This is a genomic window from Microbacterium shaanxiense (genome assembly GCF_054779995.1).
Window position 1 is genome coordinate 806839 of record NZ_BAAGXE010000001.1, and the last position, 16384, is coordinate 823222.

Below are 16384 nucleotides of genomic sequence, written 5' to 3' on the forward strand. Positions count from 1 at the left end.
GGGCGCGTCAGCCGACGCGTGCGGTGAGCCAGGGCATCGGATCCACCGGCACGTTCGAGATGTGCACTTCGAAGTGCAAGCAGGAGCCGAACACGTAGCCCGTCGATCCCACGTCGCCGATGTACTGGCCGGCAGTGACGCAGTCGCCGACCTGCACCGCGCGCGTGCCGTAGTTCATGTGCGAGTAGACGGTGCTGACGGCCTCGCCGTCGATGACGCTCTCGATCTGGATCGTCACGCCGTAGCCCTCGAAGCTTTCGGTGGAACGCGAGACGCAACCATCCATCGCGGCATTGATGGGTGCCCCGACGGGCGCAGCGAAGTCCTGTCCCATGTGCGATCGTCCAGGGCGTGATGCGCCGAATCCGTCGGTGAAGGAATAGCTTCCCGCGGCCATCGGCATCACCACATGATCTGCCACGGGGAGCTCGACGGCGCTGCCCAACGGCATCCCGGCGGCCAGCGCAGCGGCGACGGCGCGCGAGCGGGTCTCATCGATCTCGGTCGGCGTCGTCGCGGAGAAGTTGCCTCGTGGTGCGATCTCCGCGCGGATCTCATCCGTGGAGCTGTACGTCTGCGCGTCGCCCGCGATCGCCGCTGCGGTGCCCGCTGCAGTGGTGGCGGCGACAGGCTCGGCGTTCGGGCTGAGGGAGGGCAGGGCGATTCCCGTGATCAATGCGCCGACGGCAAGCACCGACCCCATCGCCTTCGTCTTCGCCCAAGGGCGACGTGCGGGCCGGGGCGCTGGCGTACGCGGCGCAGAGGGCGGGGGCGTGGTCGCGCGCTGGGTGGTCGCGCGCAGCGGTGTGATGGGCTCCCGCGGGGCTTCCTGCTCAGGTGCTGCGGCAGCGGGGGTCGCTCGCTGACGCAGGTCGCGCCGCAGTCGCGGGCGAGAAGCGTGGGGGGTGTCTGGTTCTTCCGAGGCGGAGTCGTGTGCGCGCTCGGGTCGCACTGAAGTCGTGAGGGATCCTTCCGACGCAGATCGGGTTGCTCTGCAGGGGTGGTCCCTTCGGGCGAGACCGTTACCGAGCTGTAATCTACGTGTCGAGCCCCCGGGTCGTCAAATCGACGGCCGGGTCACCGGTGACAGCAGAAGGCCCGACCCCCGCGTGATGCGGGGATCGGGCCTTGGAGCGCTCTGGTTCAGAGAGCGGTGATGTTCGTCGCCTGGGGACCCTTGGGGCCCTGCTCCGTGTCGAACTCGACCTTCTGTGCTTCCTCGAGGTTGCGGTGTCCGCTGCCCTGGATCGCGCTGAAGTGCGCGAAGACATCGGCGGATCCGTCATCGGGAGCAATGAAGCCGTAGCCCTTGTCGGAGTTGAACCATTTGACAGTGCCAGTGGCCATGCTGTGTTTCCTTTGTGTTCGTGGGCCGAGCTTCGACCCGTAATGCCTCGACGATGTTCGGCTCGGCAGCTTGAGGGCTCTCAGTGCGACGGCGAGGTATCGCTGCGTCGCTCGTCTGGGAGCGTGAGGTAGGTGAAGGACGATGATCGAGTGGCCACCGTGCGGGTTGCAGTCGGGCCGAAGAACAGCCGGAGATTCCGGAAGTCAACGTGAAGGTGTCGCTTCAGCCTAGCCCATTCGTGAGACATCGTGTTGACCGGTGTGGAGTTCGCGCATGAAACGATGGACGGCATGACTTCAGCGAACCTCACCAGGCAGGAGACCGCGTCGAGATCGGCGATGGTCACGGTGCACGATCTCCGGGTCGAACTCGATGTGCGAGAAGCTCCGGTTGCGGAGCAGGTCGGGTTCCGGACGATCACCACTGCGCGCTTCGACGCGTCCGCGTCCTCCACCTGGATCGACTTCATCGGTGAGTCAGTGGCTCACGTGACACTCAACGGCGTCGAGATCCCGATCGAGTACGACGGCGCGCGCATCACTCTGAGCGGTCTCGCCCCGACCAACACCGTCGTGATCGAGGCGGTCGGGCTCTACAGTCGATCCGGCGAGGGGCTGCACCGGTTCGTCGACCCCGTCGACGGCCAGACGTACCTCTACACGCAGTACGAGCCGGCCGATTCGCGCCGCGTGATGGCGTGCTTCGAGCAGCCGGACATGAAGGCGTCGTACACGTTCGTCGTGCACGCGCCGACCGGATGGCGCGTGCTGTCCAACCAGAGCGTCGTGAGTGCGCGAGACGCGGACGGGGCGCAGACGGTCGAGTTCGCGCCGACCTTGCCGATCTCCAGCTACATCACGGCGATCGCTGCTGGCCCGTACCACCGTGTCGACGGCGTGTGGACCCGTGGCGAGCAGCGGGTCGAGCTCGGTGTGCTCTGCCGCGCCTCGCTGGCGGCGCATCTGGAGGCGGACGAGATCATCGAGGTCACCCGTCAGGGGCTGGACTTCTTCACCGACGCGTTCGCGTTCGCATATCCGTGGGGCAAGTACGACCAGATCTTCGTTCCCGAGTACAACCTCGGTGCGATGGAGAACCCTGGTCTGGTCACCTTCACCGAGGCGTACATCCCCCGCGGTGCCGCGACCGACGCGCAGCGCGGCGCGCGCGCCAACACGATCCTGCATGAGATGGCGCACATGTGGTTCGGCGACCTCGTCACGATGCGCTGGTGGGACGACCTGTGGCTCAAGGAGTCGTTCGCCGACTACATGGGCTCGCACGCGTCTGCGGCGGCGACCCGATTCACCGACGCGTGGGAGCGGTTCGCGGCCAACCGCAAGGCGTGGGCGTACCAGCAGGATCAGCTTCCGACCACGCACCCGATCGTCGCCGACATCCCGGACCTCGAAGCGGCGAAGCTCAATTTCGACGGCATCACGTACGCGAAGGGCGCCGCCGTGCTCAAGCAGCTCGTGGCATTCGTGGGCGAGGAGGAGTTCTTCGAAGGGGCGCAGCGCTACTTCGCCGCGCACGCGTACGGGAACACGACGCTGGAGGATCTCCTCGTGCAGCTCGAGGACGTGTCCGGGCGAGACGTGCGTGCCTGGTCGAAGGCATGGCTGGAGACGAGCGGGGTCTCCACGCTCTGGCTGGAGAACGAGAGCGTGGGGGAGAGGATGCTGGTGCAGAGCGATCCGCGGCCGCATCGGCTGCGCGTCGGGCTGTACGACCTGACGGAGGACAGGCTCGAGCTGCGTGAGCAGGTGGAACTCGACATCTCGGCCGAGCGCACCCCCGTCTCGTTCGCGGATGCCGACCTCGTCCTCCTGAACGACGCCGACCTGAGCTACGTCAAGGCCCGCCTCGACGACTCGTCGACGGCCGCGGTCAGGACAGCCCTGTCCACTCTGGCGCCGCTGCCGCGCGCGCTGGTCTGGTCATCACTGTGGAATGCGACGCGCGATGGCGAGATGGCGGCTGCGGAGTACCTGGAGATCGTGCGTCGGCATGCGCCGGCAGAGGAGAACACGGGGCTCCTGTCGGGTGTGCTCGCCAATGCCGCCTACACGATCGGTCACTTCGTGCCCGCGTCGGCGCGCGATGCCGAGCGCGACGCATGGCTCGCGGCTGCGCGGACGGCTTTGGATGAGGCAGAGCAGGGCAGCGATGCCCAGCTTGCGTGGGCACGCGCATTCGCGGCGGCTGCGGCATTCACCGCGACCGGTGCCGACCGCGTCCGCATGATCCTCGACGGCGACGGACCCGCGGGGCTGCCGGTCGATCCTGAGCTGCGTTGGTCGCTGATCGCGGCGCTGGCGACGACGGGGAACGCCTCAGAGCAGACGATCGCGCGAGAACTCGCGAACGACGACACCGCTGACGGGCGCACGGCCGCGATGCGAGCACTGGCCTCGAGGCCGACGCCGGACGTCCGCGCCGCGGCATGGGATCGGGCATGGAGCGATCAGAGCCTGAGCAACGACCACCTCGATGCGATCATCGCCGGCGTGCGGGCCGGTGCCCGCCGTGATCTCATCGCACGATTCGACGACGAGTACTTCGCGTGGATAGCCGGCGTCTGGGAGTCGCGCAGCATCGAGATCGCCAGGAGGCTGGTGATCGGGTTGTTCCCCGGGACCGAGACGACGGATGCCGTCGACGCCTGGCTCGCGGCGAACGGCAGTGCGCCTTCGGCGCTGCGCCGGCTCGTGATCGAGCAGCGCGATCATCTCGCCAGGGCGATCAGGGTGCGGGCGCTGCAGCCTCAGAGCGCAGGAGGCTGATCCGGCGCGCTCACGTCCACTCCCATCACCGTTCGCACGATCCAGGGATGCGCGTGGTCATCGGCGACGTGGGTCATACCGAGATGCTCGGCGACTCGGCGCGATGCGATGTTCTCGGGATGGATGATCGCCGTGAGCAGCGTCGGTGCGAATTCGCGCCGCACGAGCTCCAGACACGCGAGCGCGGCCTCTGTCGCGTAGCCGGATCCCTGGTGATCTCGCCGAACGTGATACCCCACCTCCCGTACCGGAGTGCCGTTGTAGGACTGCCAGGTGATTCCGCAGTCGCCGATGAAGTCGCCCGAGTGCGTCTCGATCACCCACAGGCCATGACCGTCCGCGGCGTAGCGCGCGCCCATCCGGTCTATCCATTCGGCGCTCTCAGCGCGCGTCTTGGGCGCCGGATAGAAACGCATCGTCTCCGGATCGCCGAGCATCTGCGCCATGTCGTCCAGGTCTGCGTCGTTCATCTCCCGAAAGCGCAGGCGCGTGGTGGGCGCGGGCAGCAGGCGGCGCATCACAGGTCGAGCGCGTCGCTCGGGTCGAGTTCGAAGAACTCGCCGCCGTGCTGCTCTGTCGCCCACTTGAGGCGCGAGCGGTGCATGTCGCGCCCGATGACGGACAGCGTCATGTCATGCACACCGAACGCACGGCGCGGTCGCACTGCGAGCACGAAGTCCATCGCCTCACCGATCTTCAGCCAGGGGGCGCCGAGGGGCGCTGCCAGCGTGCCGACCTCCACGCCTTCGGGAACCGCGTAGGAGTCGCCCGGATAGTAGAGCTCCTCGTTGATGAGGACACCGACGTTCTGAACGCGCGGCAATGACGCGTGGATGACCTCGTGATCGCCGCCGAAGAAGCGCAGTGCGAAATGACCGGCGCTCACGGCGTCACCTGGTTCGACCACGGTGATCTCGTGATCCGTCGACGCCGCGGCGACCCCAGCCGGGGCGAAGATCGGCGTGCCCGGCGCGTCTCTGAGGATGCGATCGAGGTGGTCGGGGGTCCAGTGGTCCGGATGCTCGTGGGTGATCACGACGGCGACGAGCCCGGAAAGATCCGCGAGCGGGCTCGTGAACGACCCCGGATCCACGATCAGGGTGTCGCCGCTCAGATCGACGCGGAGGGTGGCATGTTCGAACTTCGTGACGCGCATGAGAAGAGTCAACTCCTTCCGCGACCCTGCGGCAAACGGCGATCGCACGATGACGCGCCCGGGATCTGCGCACGGGCGGGCTCGATTTTGCGGAGGGTCAAATCCCATGGCATACTTGAACGGTTGTCGCGGGGCGGAAACGCCCGGCAAGACGGCCCCATCGTATAGCGGCCTAGTACGCTGCCCTCTCACGGCGGTAACGCGGGTTCGAATCCCGCTGGGGTCACACAACACCAGAAAACCCCCGGATCTCCGGGGGTTTTCTTCGTCTACCGCACGAATCCGCCGATGCTACGAAGCGGAGCGGTCCTGCTCGATCCTGCGACGCAGGGCGGCGGAGACGATCGCCGGGGTGTCGTACTCCTGATCCATCCGGCCCACCCCGGTACCGGGGGCGACGATCTCGTCGATCCGATCGAGCACCTCATCCGAGAGTCGCACCTCGGCAGCGGCGAGGAGATCGTCGAGCTGCGCCATCGTGCGCGGGCCGATGAGTGCCGACGTCACACCGGGGTGCGCGATCACGAAGGCGAGCGCCAGGTGCGTGAGCGAGAGTCCGGCGTCCGCCGCGAGCGGGATGAACTGCTCGACGGCGTCGATTCGGCGTTCGTCGCGAAGCGCCGCGAACAGACGGGTGCGGCGCAGGTCGGAGTCCTGGCCGCGCCGGACGCGTCCGGTCAGCATCCCGCTGGCTAGCGGGCTCCAGATCACCGTGCCCATGCCGTAGCGCTGCGCGACGGGGAGCACCTCCCGTTCGATCGACCGATCCAGGAGCGAGTAGTGCGGCTGCTCGGTGCGGAAGCGTTCCAGCCCCCGTCGTTCGGCGACCCATTGGGCTTCGACCATGTCGGAAGCGGGCATGTCGGACGAACCGATCGCACGCACCTTGCCGCTTCGCACCAGATCCGTGAGGGCGGACAGGGTCTCTTCGATGTCCGTCTCCGGATCGGGGCGATGCATCTGGTAGAGATCGAGATGATCCGTGTTCAGTCGGCGGAGGGAGTTCTCCACGGCTGTGGTGATCCAGCGCCGCGAGCCGCCCTGGTGGTTGGGGTCGTCGCCGATCGGGCGGGCGAACTTCGACGCGAGCACGACATCGTCCCTACGCCCCTTCAGTGCCTTGCCGAGCATCTCCTCGGATTCTCCGTAGGCGTCGGCCGTGTCGATGAAGTTGACGCCGGCGTCGAGGGCACGGGCGACCATCCGGTCGACCTCGGTCTGATCGCCGTTGCCGAATGAACTGAACATCATCGCCCCGAGGGCGAAGGGCGAGACGCGGATGCCGGTGCGGCCGAGTGGGCGGTAGCGCATGATTTCTCCTTGAAACGATCGATGGTGGCGAGCGCCGAGCGGTTACACTCGAATAAGCGGAACGCTCGTCCGCAACTATACGGAACTATGTTCCGTTTGTCACGCGAGAGGCCATCATGATGACTACACCGGCACAGGAGGCCGCTGTCCCGAGGCGCAAGCGGGCGGATGCGGTGCGCAACACGGAGACCGTGCTCGAGGCGGCGAAGGCGATGTTCGCCGAGGTCGGTGTAGACGCACCGATGCGCGACATCGCCGCGCGTGCGGGCGTCGGTGTGGGAACGATCTATCGCAACTACCCCCAGCGCTCCGACCTGATCATCGCCGTGTTCCGACGCGAGGTCGACGCGACTGCTGCTGAGGCAGAACGTCTCCTCGGCGAGTATCCACCGCCGGAGGCGCTTCGGATGTGGACCGCGAGTTTCGCGAGGTTCGTCGCGACCAAGCGCGGTTTCGCGAGCGCGTTGCATTCCGGAGACCCCGCGTATCAGCCCTTGCCCGGCTACTTCGTCGGGACGCTGGCCCCGAAGGTGCAGGACATCCTCGACGCCGGTGCCGAAGCGGGCAGCATACGCCCCGATGTGAGTGCTGACGATCTCATCCATGCGCTGAGCCGACTCGCGCACGATCCCCCCGGGGCCGCGGGAATTCAGAGCACCCGCATGACCGACGTGCTGCTGGACGGTCTGCTCGTGAAGCCCTGAGACGGCTCTCAGGCGCGCAGCGTCGACTCCCGCAACTGCCGATTGCGCAGGGGGAAGGCCATCATCACCATGAGTGCGCCCCCGAAGACGACGAACGGCACCCAGGTCGCCGTCGCGGATGCGAGCCCGCCGAACGCAGCCATCGCCAGCGGCATCAGCACGTCGTCGCCGAGCCTCGTGATGGAGCTCATCCGCCCGAGGTACGCCGTGTCGACCGTCGCCGCGAAGGTGGCGCTGAGCAGCACAGAGGCGAAGCCGGCAGTCAGGCCGATCACGAAGCATCCGGCTGCCGCCGTCCACGGCGGGCCCACACCGATCAGGACGATGCCGCCACCCTGCACCACGAGCGCCCAGAATCCGCCGCGCGCCTCATGAGCGGGCCGCCACCTGACGACCGAGATGGCGCCGAGAGCCGCGCCGAGGCCGATGAGCGCTTCGAACAGACCCACGGCCGGCGCGCCCCATCCCTCGTCGTGCGCGCGCAGGGCTATCCCGATCCCGACCGCCGGGCCCACGGCGAGATTGAGTCCTGACAGGGCGATCACCAGCGTCCGTGTCGTGGGGGCGTTGCTCAGATGCGCGAATCCGCGCCGGATGCCGCGCAGCATGGATTCGGGAGCGACCCGATCCAGCGCGAACCGCGGACGCAGGACGATCGCGATGAAGGCGATCACCAGAGAGAACGTCAAGGCGTTCAGGGACGCGCTCCCGCTGAGTCCCGCATACGCGACGAGGAAGCCGCCGATCGCCGAGCCGCCCATCGTGCCGAGCCTCGTCGCAGTCTGCATGACCGCGCTGTACGACGGCAGGTCTGCGGTGCGCACCAGCTGTCGGCCGATGGTCGCCACGGAGGGCTCGTAGAAGGCGTCGCAGATCCCGAAGGCGACGGCGGCGAGCAGCAGCACGAGCACGGACGGCGGATGGGTGAGCACCCACAGCGCCACGACGACCAGGAGGGCGACCCGTAGAGCGTTGAAGACGATCATGACCGTCCTGGCCTTCGCACGGTCGGCCAATGCGCCGCCGAAGAGCAGGATGAGGGCGCGGGGGATCGTTCCGGCGGCGACGATGACTCCTGCGACCGCCGGAGAGGTGATCTGCACCGCCGTCCATGCGAGAGCGATCGTCCAGATCGCATCACCGGCATCCGAGAGAGCCTTGACGGCGATCCAGCTGTGGACCGCGACGTCGCGGGAGAAGCGCGGTGGCTCTCTGAGCAGCGTCGGCTCTGCGGCGCTCATGGCGTCGTCGGGAACCCGTGCGCGAACACGAAGACCGGGCGACGCGCAGCGCCGTCCTCGGTGTCTATGCCGGCGCGCCAGGATTCGAGCGTCTCGCGCAGCGCCTCGGACAGCACGGCGAGCTCGTCCGGCGTCGCCCAGGCGATCGTGTCCGTGCTGAACGCGGCGCGGGACCACTCGGGATCGGGTCTCTGCGACTTGGTGCTGTGCCACTGCTTCAGCCGTCGCAGCTGCGTGGAGATGTTCGTCCGCTCGGCTTCTCGTGCGAGCAGTGCGGCGGAGGGCGAGTCCTCGAAGTCATCGGCCGACCAGGTGAAGCTCCGGCGCGCCTGCTTCCACCAGCTCGTGCGTCTGTCCGCGTCAGGAGCATCGGCGCGCTCGACGACGCCGGCGCGTTCGAGCATGCGCAGGTGATGACTGATGCTGCCCACCTGCTGGTCCAGCGCTCGGGCCAGAGCGGTGACCTGGCTCGCGCCGTAGAGCCCGAGGTGGTCGACGATTCTTCTCCGCACGGGATGGTGTATCGCGGTGATGGCCTGGATCTCTTCCACGCCACCAAGGCTATGAGGGCGCGCTCATCTCGACAAGAGTTCTTGTATACCCCGGAAAATCAAGGATTCTGACGTTCGATGCGAGTGCGGCGGCGGCGGCGGATCAACCAGATCACCGTGACGACGACGCCGGCGATCACCAGCCAGGGGAGCAGGAACCCCGCAGTGATCACGAGCGCGTTCAGCGAGACGATGAGCCCGTTCCATCCCGCGAGGAGTCCAGCGCCGAACCCGTCCGGCTCCGGTGCGGTTGCGGAGTCCTCGGGTGTGAGCTGCACCTGAAGCGACGACATGGCGACCTGGTCCTCGAGAGCGGCCAGTTGCTGCTCGTACGACTCGAGCTGCGCCTGTCGATCGGTCAACGCGACCTCCGCCTCGATGAGCTCGGAGACACTGCCGGACTGCGCCATCAGCTCCGTGAGCCGCGAGACGGATGCGCGGGTGGCTTCGACCCGTGCCCGCAGGTCGACGGCCGTCGAGGTGACGTCCTGCTTGGACAGCGAGGAGGAGACGACTTCACCGGTCTCACCGAGTTCGTCGATGACCGACGTGAGATCTTCCGAGGGCACGCGGATGCTGATCCACCCGTATCCGCCATCGGGCTGTTCCGGCAGACGCACGTCCTCCGAGGTCATCGGTTCGGCGGACACGTCCGTGCTCTCGACGTACCCGCCTCGTGCCTCTGCGAGGGAGGAGATCTCGTCGACCGCTGCGGGGATGTCTTCAACGCGCACCGTCGCCTGCGCTGTCGCGATGATCTCCCGCTCGGCGCTGTCGGCCTCGGCGCCGCCCACGGTCGACGTGACTGCGTCGACGCTCTCCGTGACGGCCATGTCGCCACCCGAGCGATCGGCCAGACCGACGACGCTTCCGCCACCGTCTGCCGTCGACACCCCGACGGTGTTCAGAAGCGGGGGAGTGATGAGCACTCCGGCGATGAAGGCGGCCGCGACGCCGACGGCTGTCAGCCATCCTCGACGTCTGCTCTTCGTGCCGCGCTGCGCTCGTTTCGGGGAACGTTCGTGCGCGATCTCGGCGAAGACCGCCTTCTCGATGCGGTCCACGCTCTCCTGCGAGAGGTCCGGCAGCTCCATCGCGGAGGCCGTGGGTGTCTGATCGTTCATGCGTCTCTCACTTCTTCCTCGACAGCGCTCCGCAGTTGCGTGCGCACCCGTGAGAGACGGTTCCGAACGACTCCGTGGCTGACGCCGAGCTCCTCTGCCGCAGCCTGGTAGGCGTAGCCTTCGCTCGCGCACAACCGGAAGATCTCCTGATCGAGTGGGCTCAGCGTGCCGATCTCGGTCGTGATCCGCTCCGCCAGCGCTGCGGAGATGATCTGCTCCTCGACGCTGACGGTGTCGGCGAGCTCGTCATCCACCGCATCCGTCGTGTGCGCGTGATCACGCCGGCGCTGACGAAGGCGATTGGCCGCCTGGAAGCGGCATATCGTCGCCAGCCACGGCAGGGCGGATTCCCCGACGAGCTGCAGGCCGGGAAGCTTGCGCCACGCGACCACGAAGGTCTCCTGCGTCACGTCCTCGGCGTCGTCCACTGAGCCGAGGATGCCGTGGGCGATCCAGTAGACAGGGCGGACGTGTGTGCGATACAGAGCCCGGAAGGCGCCCTCGTCGCCCGTCGCGGCGCGCGCCACCCTGATCTGATCCTCGGACCGCTGTTCGTCTTCGACTGGCTCGGACATCGTGCTCCGTTCGGTGTCTCTCACCAGAGAAGTGTCAAGAGATGCCCAATCGTCTCAGATCCGTGACGGATCTCGTCGGTCAGGGCTTGTCCGCGTGCGCCGCGGCCAGTGTCTGCTGCGACATGCGGTCGATCCATGCAAGAGCCAGCGCGGAGACGATGAACACCATGTGGATCACGACCTGCCAGAGCACGCCGGTCGGCGTGTAGTTGCCCAGGCCGTCGACTTCGTCCGACCTGATGCCGTCGGCATCCATGTTCCCGACGGCGATGAACGTCTTGAGCAGATGGATGGACGAGATCCCGATGATCGCCATCGCGAGCTTCACCTTCAGGACGTTCGCGTTGACGTGGGAGAGCCATTCGGGCTGGTCAGGGTGCCCGTCGGTGTTGATGCGCGACACGAACGTCTCGTACCCGCCGATGATCACCATGATGAGCAGGTTGGCGATCATCACGACGTCGATGAGCCCGAGCACGCTGAGCATGATCGTCGCCTCGTTGATGTGGGTGATGCCGCCGATCACGTCATCCACGATGAGGTGATAGAGCTCGACCATGAACACGACCACGTAGACGAGCTGCGCGATGATGAGGCCGATGTAGAGGGGTGCCTGCAGCCAGCGGCTGACGAAGATCAAGGAGCCGATCGAACGCGCCCAGGGATTCCTGGGGGCGGTCTCGAGCGGGGCGGTGCCGGGCGCGGTCAGTTCTGACGGGGATGGCGGATTCACGTCGACTATTTCACCACGCCTCGAAAGCTCCGGTAGCATCTATTCAGCGAGAGGGAGTATCCCGAATTTCACGCGATCGTCATCACGAGCACCGACATTGCTGCTCCGGGCGCGTGGCGCACTGAGTGCGGGGGAGAGACTTTCGATCTTTTCCCGACCCTCCCGAAAGGTGCTGAGCACCCTTGAACATCCCTGTCTGGTTCGAGATCACCTCCCTGGTGGTCCTGACCGTCATCCTCATCGCCGATCTGCTTCTCATCCTGAAGCGTCCGCACATCCCCTCGACGAGGGAATCCAGCCTCTGGGTCGCCTTCTACGTGACCCTCGCGCTGATCTTCGCCGCAGTGCTGTTCTTCATCGGCGACGCGAAGACATCTCTGGACTTCCTCACCGGATGGGCGATGGAGTACAGCCTCTCGATCGACAACCTGTTCGTGTTCGTGCTGATCATGACGCAGTTCTCCGTTCCGCGCCGCTATCAGCAGGAGGCGCTGATGGTGGGGATCATCATCGCCCTCGTGCTGCGTGCGGTCTTCATCCTGATCGTCGGCGCCGCCGTCGAGCACCTCAGCCCGATCTTCTACTTGTTCGGTGCCTTCCTCGTCTTCACCGCCATCCGCCAGGCGATGCCGGACAAGCACGAGGAGGACGAGCAGACCGAGAACTTCATCATCCGGATGCTGCGTCGCGGAATCGACATCAGCGACGACTACGACGGATCGAAGATCCGCACCGTCGTGAACGGCAAGAAGATCTGGACGCCGATGCTGATCGTGTTCGTGTCGCTCGGTGTGACCGACCTCATGTTCGCGGTCGACTCGATCCCCGCGATCTTCGGCGTCACCCAGGACCCGTTCATCGTCTTCACGGCGAACCTGTTCGCCCTGATGGGACTGCGCCAGCTCTACTTCCTGCTCGGCGACCTTCTCGAGAAGCTCAAATACCTGCACTACGGCGTCGCGTTCATCCTCGGCTTCATCGGCATCAAGCTCATCCTTCACGCGATGCACGAGAACGAGCTACCGTTCATCAACGGCGGTCATCCGATCGAGTGGGCACCCGACATCAACAACTGGGTGTCGCTCGGTGTCATCTTCGCCTCGATGGCGGTCGCGACCATCGCGAGCCTGATCTCGTCGTCGCGTGAGAAGCGTGCGGCCCTGAGCGAGTGAGCAGCGCCGGCGTCATCGCATGACGCCGGCGCGCGGAGCACCCGTCGCCGCGGTGTAAACTGACCGGCATGCGGCGGGTGTTCCTTCTCCTTAGTGGCCGCGACGAGACCTCGATCTAGGCCTTCTCGTCGCGGAGTCCAGTGTGGCCGACCACCGACTTCTGGAGATTACGACATGACCTCAGCTGCTCCCATCGCGGCGTCGCGTCCGCGCACGCTCGCCGAGAAGGTCTGGGACGACCATCTCGTCGTGAAGGGCGAGAACGGCGAACCGGATCTGATCTACATCGACCTGCACCTGGTGCACGAGGTGACGAGCCCGCAGGCCTTCGACGGACTGCGCACGGAGGGCCGTCCGCTGCGGAGGGTCGATCTGACGATCGCCACCGAGGATCACAACACTCCGACCCTCGAGATCGACAAGCCGATCGCCGATCTCACCAGCCGCACGCAGATCGAAACGCTGCGCCGCAACGCCGAGGAGTTCGGCGTGCGCATCCACTCGCTCGGCGACGCGGAGCAGGGCATCGTGCACGTGGTCGGGCCGCAGCTCGGACTCACCATGCCCGGCGTCACCGTGGTGTGCGGCGACTCGCACACCTCGACGCACGGCGCGTTCGGTGCGATGGCCTTCGGCATCGGCACCAGCGAGGTCGAGCACGTCATGGCGACGCAGACGCTGCCGCTCAAGCCGTTCAAGACCATGGCGATCACGGTCGAGGGAGACCTCAAGCCCGGCGTGAGCGCGAAGGACATCATCCTCGCGGTGATCGCGAAGATCGGCACCGGCGGCGGGCAGGGCTACGTGCTCGAGTTCCGCGGAAGCGCCATCCGCGCCCTCTCCATGGAGGGGCGCATGACAATCTGCAACATGTCGATCGAGGCCGGCGCGCGCGCGGGCATGGTCGCCCCCGATGAGACGACCTTCGCCTACGTCAAGGACAAGCCGCATGCTCCGCAGGGGCAGGACTGGGACGACGCCGTCGCGTACTGGCGCACGCTGCCCACCGACGAGGGCGCTTCCTTCGACGCGGAGGTCCTGATCGATGCGAACGAACTCGAGCCGTTCGTGACCTGGGGCACCAATCCTGGGCAGGGCAGTTCGCTCTCCTCCTCCGTGCCGGACCCCGCCGACATCGCTGACCCCAACGAACGCGTGGCAGCCGAACGCGCCCTGCAGTACATGGACCTGATTCCCGGGACTCCGCTCAAAGACGTGCCGGTCGATGCCGTCTTCATGGGATCGTGCACGAACAGCCGCATCGAGGATCTGCGGGCGTTCGCATCCGTGATCAAGGGGCGCAAGAAGGCCGACGGCGTGCGCGTCATGGTCGTCCCCGGATCCGCACGGGTGCGGCTCGAGGCCGAGGCGGAGGGCATCGACCAGATCGTGAAGGACTTCGGTGCGGAGTGGCGTTTCGCCGGCTGCTCGATGTGCCTGGGCATGAACCCTGATCAGCTGGCCCCGGGCGAGCGCTGCGCATCCACGTCGAACCGCAACTTCGAGGGCCGCCAGGGCAAGGGGGGCCGCACGCACCTGGTCTCACCGCTGGTCGCCGCGGCGACCGCCGTGCGCGGCACGCTGTCGAGCCCGAGCGACCTGGAAACCGCCCACGAGCTGGTTGGAGCCTGACCATGGAGAAGTTCATCACCCATACCGGGATCGCCGCTCCTCTGAAGCGCTCGAACGTCGACACCGACCAGATCATCCCCGCGGTGTTCCTCAAGCGCGTGACGAAGACCGGGTTCGAGGACGCGCTCTTCCACGCCTGGCGCCAGGACCCGGAATTCGTCTTGAACCAGCCGGCGTTCCAGGGCGCCTCCGTGCTCGTGGCCGGACCGGACTTCGGCACGGGATCCAGTCGTGAGCACGCGGTCTGGGCGCTGCGCGACTTCGGCTTCAAGGTCGTGCTGAGCACGCGATTCGGCGACATCTTCCGCGGGAACTCGGGCAAGCAGGGCCTGCTCGCTGCGACCATCTCCGAAGCGGATCTCGACGCCGTCTGGACGGAGATCGACGCGAACCCCGGGGCCGAGATCACAGTCGACCTCGAGGCGCGCACCGCCGCTATCGGCGATCTCCGAGCCGCTATCGAGATCGACGATTACACTAGATGGCGGCTCCTTGAAGGGCTCGATGACATCGGGCTCACGCTGCGCAACGAAGACAAGATCGCGCAGTTCGAGGCCCGCCGCGAGTCGTGGCGGCCACGTACGCTCCCTGTCCGTTGACACCGAGCACATCGTGAGCCTGGAGCATCCGCTCCAGCGGCAGACGCCGCGATCATGACCATGAAGTGAGGCTCCTCGAATGACGACAACCGTGCGCGCTGACCTTCCAGAGGGAGTTCCTGCTTTGACCGGAGACGTGCTGGCTATCCGAGGCGGAAGGCCGCTGCGCGGCCGGGTCGATGTGAAGGGGGCGAAGAACCTCGCCACGAAGGCGATGGTCGCGTCCCTGCTCGGCGAGGACACCAGCATCCTGCGCGATGTGCCGGGGATCAGCGATGTCGCCGTGGTGCGCTCGCTGCTCGAAGTGCACGGCGTACGCGTGAGCGAAGGCGACGAGGTCGGCTCGCTGGTCCTCGACCCGAGCGACGTGGAATCCGCTCACATGGAGGAGATCGACGCGCACGCCGGTGCATCTCGCATCCCGATCCTGTTCTGCGGTCCGCTCCTGCATCGTCTCGGTCAGGCGTTCATCCCCGACCTCGGCGGCTGCCGCATCGGCGACCGCCCGATCGACTTCCACCTCGACGCGCTCCGCAAGTTCGGCGCCGTCGTGGAGAAGCTCCCCAGCGGCATCCGGCTGTCGACCCAGGGCGGCCGCCTGCACGGCGCGAACATCCACCTCCCTTACCCGAGCGTGGGCGCGACCGAGCAGGTGCTGTTGACCGCCGTGCGCGCGGAGGGGACCACCGAGCTGCGCAACGCCGCCATCGAGCCGGAGATCATGGATCTCATCGCGGTGCTGCAGAAGATGGGCGCGATCATCTCGTACGAGCCGAACCGTGTGATCCTCATCGAGGGCGTGGAGAAGCTGCGAGGCTACGACCACCGCTCGATCTTCGATCGCAACGAGGCGGCGTCCTGGGCTTCGGCCGCGCTCGCGACCGACGGCGAGATCTTCGTCGGCGGAGCGAAGCAGCAGGAGATGCTGACCTTCCTCAACGTGTTCCGCAAGGCGGGGGGCTGGTTCGACGTGAAGGAGGACGGCATCCTCTTCCGCCGCGCGGGCGAGCTGCAGCCGGTCGTCGTGGAGACCGACGTGCACCCCGGGTTCATGACCGACTGGCAGCAGCCGCTGGTCGTCGCCCTCACCCAGGCGAAGGGCCGCTCCGTCGTGCACGAGACCGTGTACGAGAACCGGATGGGCTTCACCGACGCACTGGTCAAGATGGGCGCCGACATCGTCGTGCACCCGCACGGCCTTCAGGACGGTCCTCGCCGTGTCCCGCGACGCGAGCTCGAGCAGGCCGCGGTCATCACCGGATCGACGCCGCTGCACGCGGCGGACATCGTCGTGCCGGACCTGCGCGGTGGCTACAGCCACGTGATCGCTGCGCTCACGGCGGAGGGCGAGTCGCAGGTGTCCGGAGTCGACATCCTCAGCCGCGGCTACGAGAAGTTCCTCGCGAAGCTCGACGCCCTCGGCGCCGACTTCGACGTCGTCCGGTGACAGCC

The 16384-nt window shown here is 66.7% G+C and carries 16 protein-coding genes and 1 tRNA gene; 7 read left to right on the forward strand and 10 right to left on the reverse strand.

Translation table 11 applies throughout. The annotated features are described in order from the left end of the window. Positions 1-7: 7 nt before the first annotated feature. Together ACYVG2_RS03750 and ACYVG2_RS03755 are read right to left on the reverse strand one after the other, a co-directional pair. Entirely contained in the window at positions 8-703 is a 696-nt protein-coding gene (locus ACYVG2_RS03750; RefSeq protein ID WP_460779734.1) for a M23 family metallopeptidase, read from the reverse strand. 440 nt (positions 704-1143) lie between these two features. Next, positions 1144-1347, reverse strand: coding sequence for a cold-shock protein (locus tag ACYVG2_RS03755; RefSeq protein ID WP_033104556.1), 204 nt, complete (start codon positions 1345-1347; stop codon positions 1144-1146). A gap of 291 nt (positions 1348-1638) precedes the next feature. Between ACYVG2_RS03755 and pepN the strand changes: the two genes are divergently transcribed. Beyond that, positions 1639-4134, forward strand: a complete 2496-nt coding sequence (gene pepN, locus ACYVG2_RS03760; RefSeq protein WP_460779735.1) for an aminopeptidase N — start codon at positions 1639-1641, stop codon at positions 4132-4134. Here pepN and ACYVG2_RS03765 read toward each other — a convergent pair. Then, positions 4116-4652 carry a GNAT family N-acetyltransferase gene (locus tag ACYVG2_RS03765; protein ID WP_460779736.1) on the reverse strand — a complete coding sequence of 179 codons (537 nt, stop codon included), beginning with the start codon at positions 4650-4652 and terminating at the stop codon, positions 4116-4118. The genes pepN and ACYVG2_RS03765 overlap by 19 nt on opposite strands. Next, positions 4652-5290, reverse strand: coding sequence for an MBL fold metallo-hydrolase (locus ACYVG2_RS03770; protein ID WP_460779737.1), 639 nt, complete (start codon positions 5288-5290; stop codon positions 4652-4654). Before ACYVG2_RS03770 ends, ACYVG2_RS03765 begins: the two co-directional genes overlap by 1 nt. Positions 5291-5443: 153 nt before the next feature. Here ACYVG2_RS03770 and ACYVG2_RS03775 point away from each other — a divergent pair. Then, a tRNA-Glu gene (locus ACYVG2_RS03775) sits at positions 5444-5516 on the forward strand. A 65-nt stretch (positions 5517-5581) separates the two neighbouring features. On the opposite strand, the gene ACYVG2_RS03780 is transcribed toward ACYVG2_RS03775, so the two are convergent. After that, positions 5582-6601: an aldo/keto reductase gene (locus tag ACYVG2_RS03780; RefSeq protein ID WP_460779738.1), complete on the reverse strand. Its 1020-nt coding sequence runs from the start codon at positions 6599-6601 to the stop codon at positions 5582-5584. A 116-nt stretch (positions 6602-6717) separates the two neighbouring features. On the opposite strand from ACYVG2_RS03780, the gene ACYVG2_RS03785 reads away from it, so the two are divergent. After that, the gene (locus ACYVG2_RS03785; RefSeq protein WP_460779739.1) at positions 6718-7305 is read left to right on the forward strand and encodes a TetR/AcrR family transcriptional regulator; all 588 of its coding nucleotides are present in this window, start codon (positions 6718-6720) and stop codon (positions 7303-7305) included. Between the two features lie 8 nt (positions 7306-7313). On the opposite strand, the gene ACYVG2_RS03790 is transcribed toward ACYVG2_RS03785, so the two are convergent. The 5 genes from ACYVG2_RS03790 to ACYVG2_RS03810 all read right to left on the reverse strand — a co-directional run bounded on the left by ACYVG2_RS03790 (position 7314) and on the right by ACYVG2_RS03810 (position 11529). Continuing rightward, on the reverse strand, positions 7314-8546 hold the full coding sequence (locus ACYVG2_RS03790; RefSeq protein ID WP_460779740.1) for an MFS transporter: 1233 nt from the start codon (positions 8544-8546) through the stop codon (positions 7314-7316). Further along, positions 8543-9097 (reverse strand): helix-turn-helix domain-containing protein, encoded by a 555-nt coding sequence (locus ACYVG2_RS03795; RefSeq protein ID WP_460779741.1) that lies wholly within the window; start codon positions 9095-9097, stop codon positions 8543-8545. The genes ACYVG2_RS03790 and ACYVG2_RS03795 overlap by 4 nt, the downstream gene beginning before the upstream one ends. Before the next feature lie 59 nt (positions 9098-9156). Continuing rightward, positions 9157-10221 (reverse strand): DUF4349 domain-containing protein, encoded by a 1065-nt coding sequence (locus ACYVG2_RS03800; protein ID WP_460779743.1) that lies wholly within the window; start codon positions 10219-10221, stop codon positions 9157-9159. After that, entirely contained in the window at positions 10218-10796 is a 579-nt protein-coding gene (locus ACYVG2_RS03805; RefSeq protein ID WP_460779744.1) for an RNA polymerase sigma factor, read from the reverse strand. The genes ACYVG2_RS03800 and ACYVG2_RS03805 overlap by 4 nt, the downstream gene beginning before the upstream one ends. Before the next feature lie 79 nt (positions 10797-10875). Then, positions 10876-11529, reverse strand: a complete 654-nt coding sequence (locus ACYVG2_RS03810) for a TIGR00645 family protein (protein WP_460779745.1) — start codon at positions 11527-11529, stop codon at positions 10876-10878. 182 nt (positions 11530-11711) lie between these two features. On the opposite strand from ACYVG2_RS03810, the gene ACYVG2_RS03815 reads away from it, so the two are divergent. The 4 genes from ACYVG2_RS03815 (at position 11712) to murA (ending at position 16379) form a co-directional block, all read left to right on the forward strand. Continuing rightward, positions 11712-12701, forward strand: a complete 990-nt coding sequence (locus ACYVG2_RS03815) for a TerC/Alx family metal homeostasis membrane protein (protein ID WP_460779746.1) — start codon at positions 11712-11714, stop codon at positions 12699-12701. A gap of 174 nt (positions 12702-12875) precedes the next feature. Next, positions 12876-14333, forward strand: a complete 1458-nt coding sequence (leuC, locus tag ACYVG2_RS03820) for a 3-isopropylmalate dehydratase large subunit (RefSeq protein WP_460779747.1) — start codon at positions 12876-12878, stop codon at positions 14331-14333. Positions 14334-14335: 2 nt separating this feature from the next. After that, positions 14336-14932, forward strand: coding sequence for a 3-isopropylmalate dehydratase small subunit (gene leuD, locus ACYVG2_RS03825; protein ID WP_460779748.1), 597 nt, complete (start codon positions 14336-14338; stop codon positions 14930-14932). Positions 14933-15011: 79 nt separating this feature from the next. Beyond that, the gene (murA, locus tag ACYVG2_RS03830) at positions 15012-16379 is read left to right on the forward strand and encodes a UDP-N-acetylglucosamine 1-carboxyvinyltransferase (protein ID WP_460779749.1); all 1368 of its coding nucleotides are present in this window, start codon (positions 15012-15014) and stop codon (positions 16377-16379) included. The last annotated feature ends 5 nt before the right edge of the window (positions 16380-16384 follow it).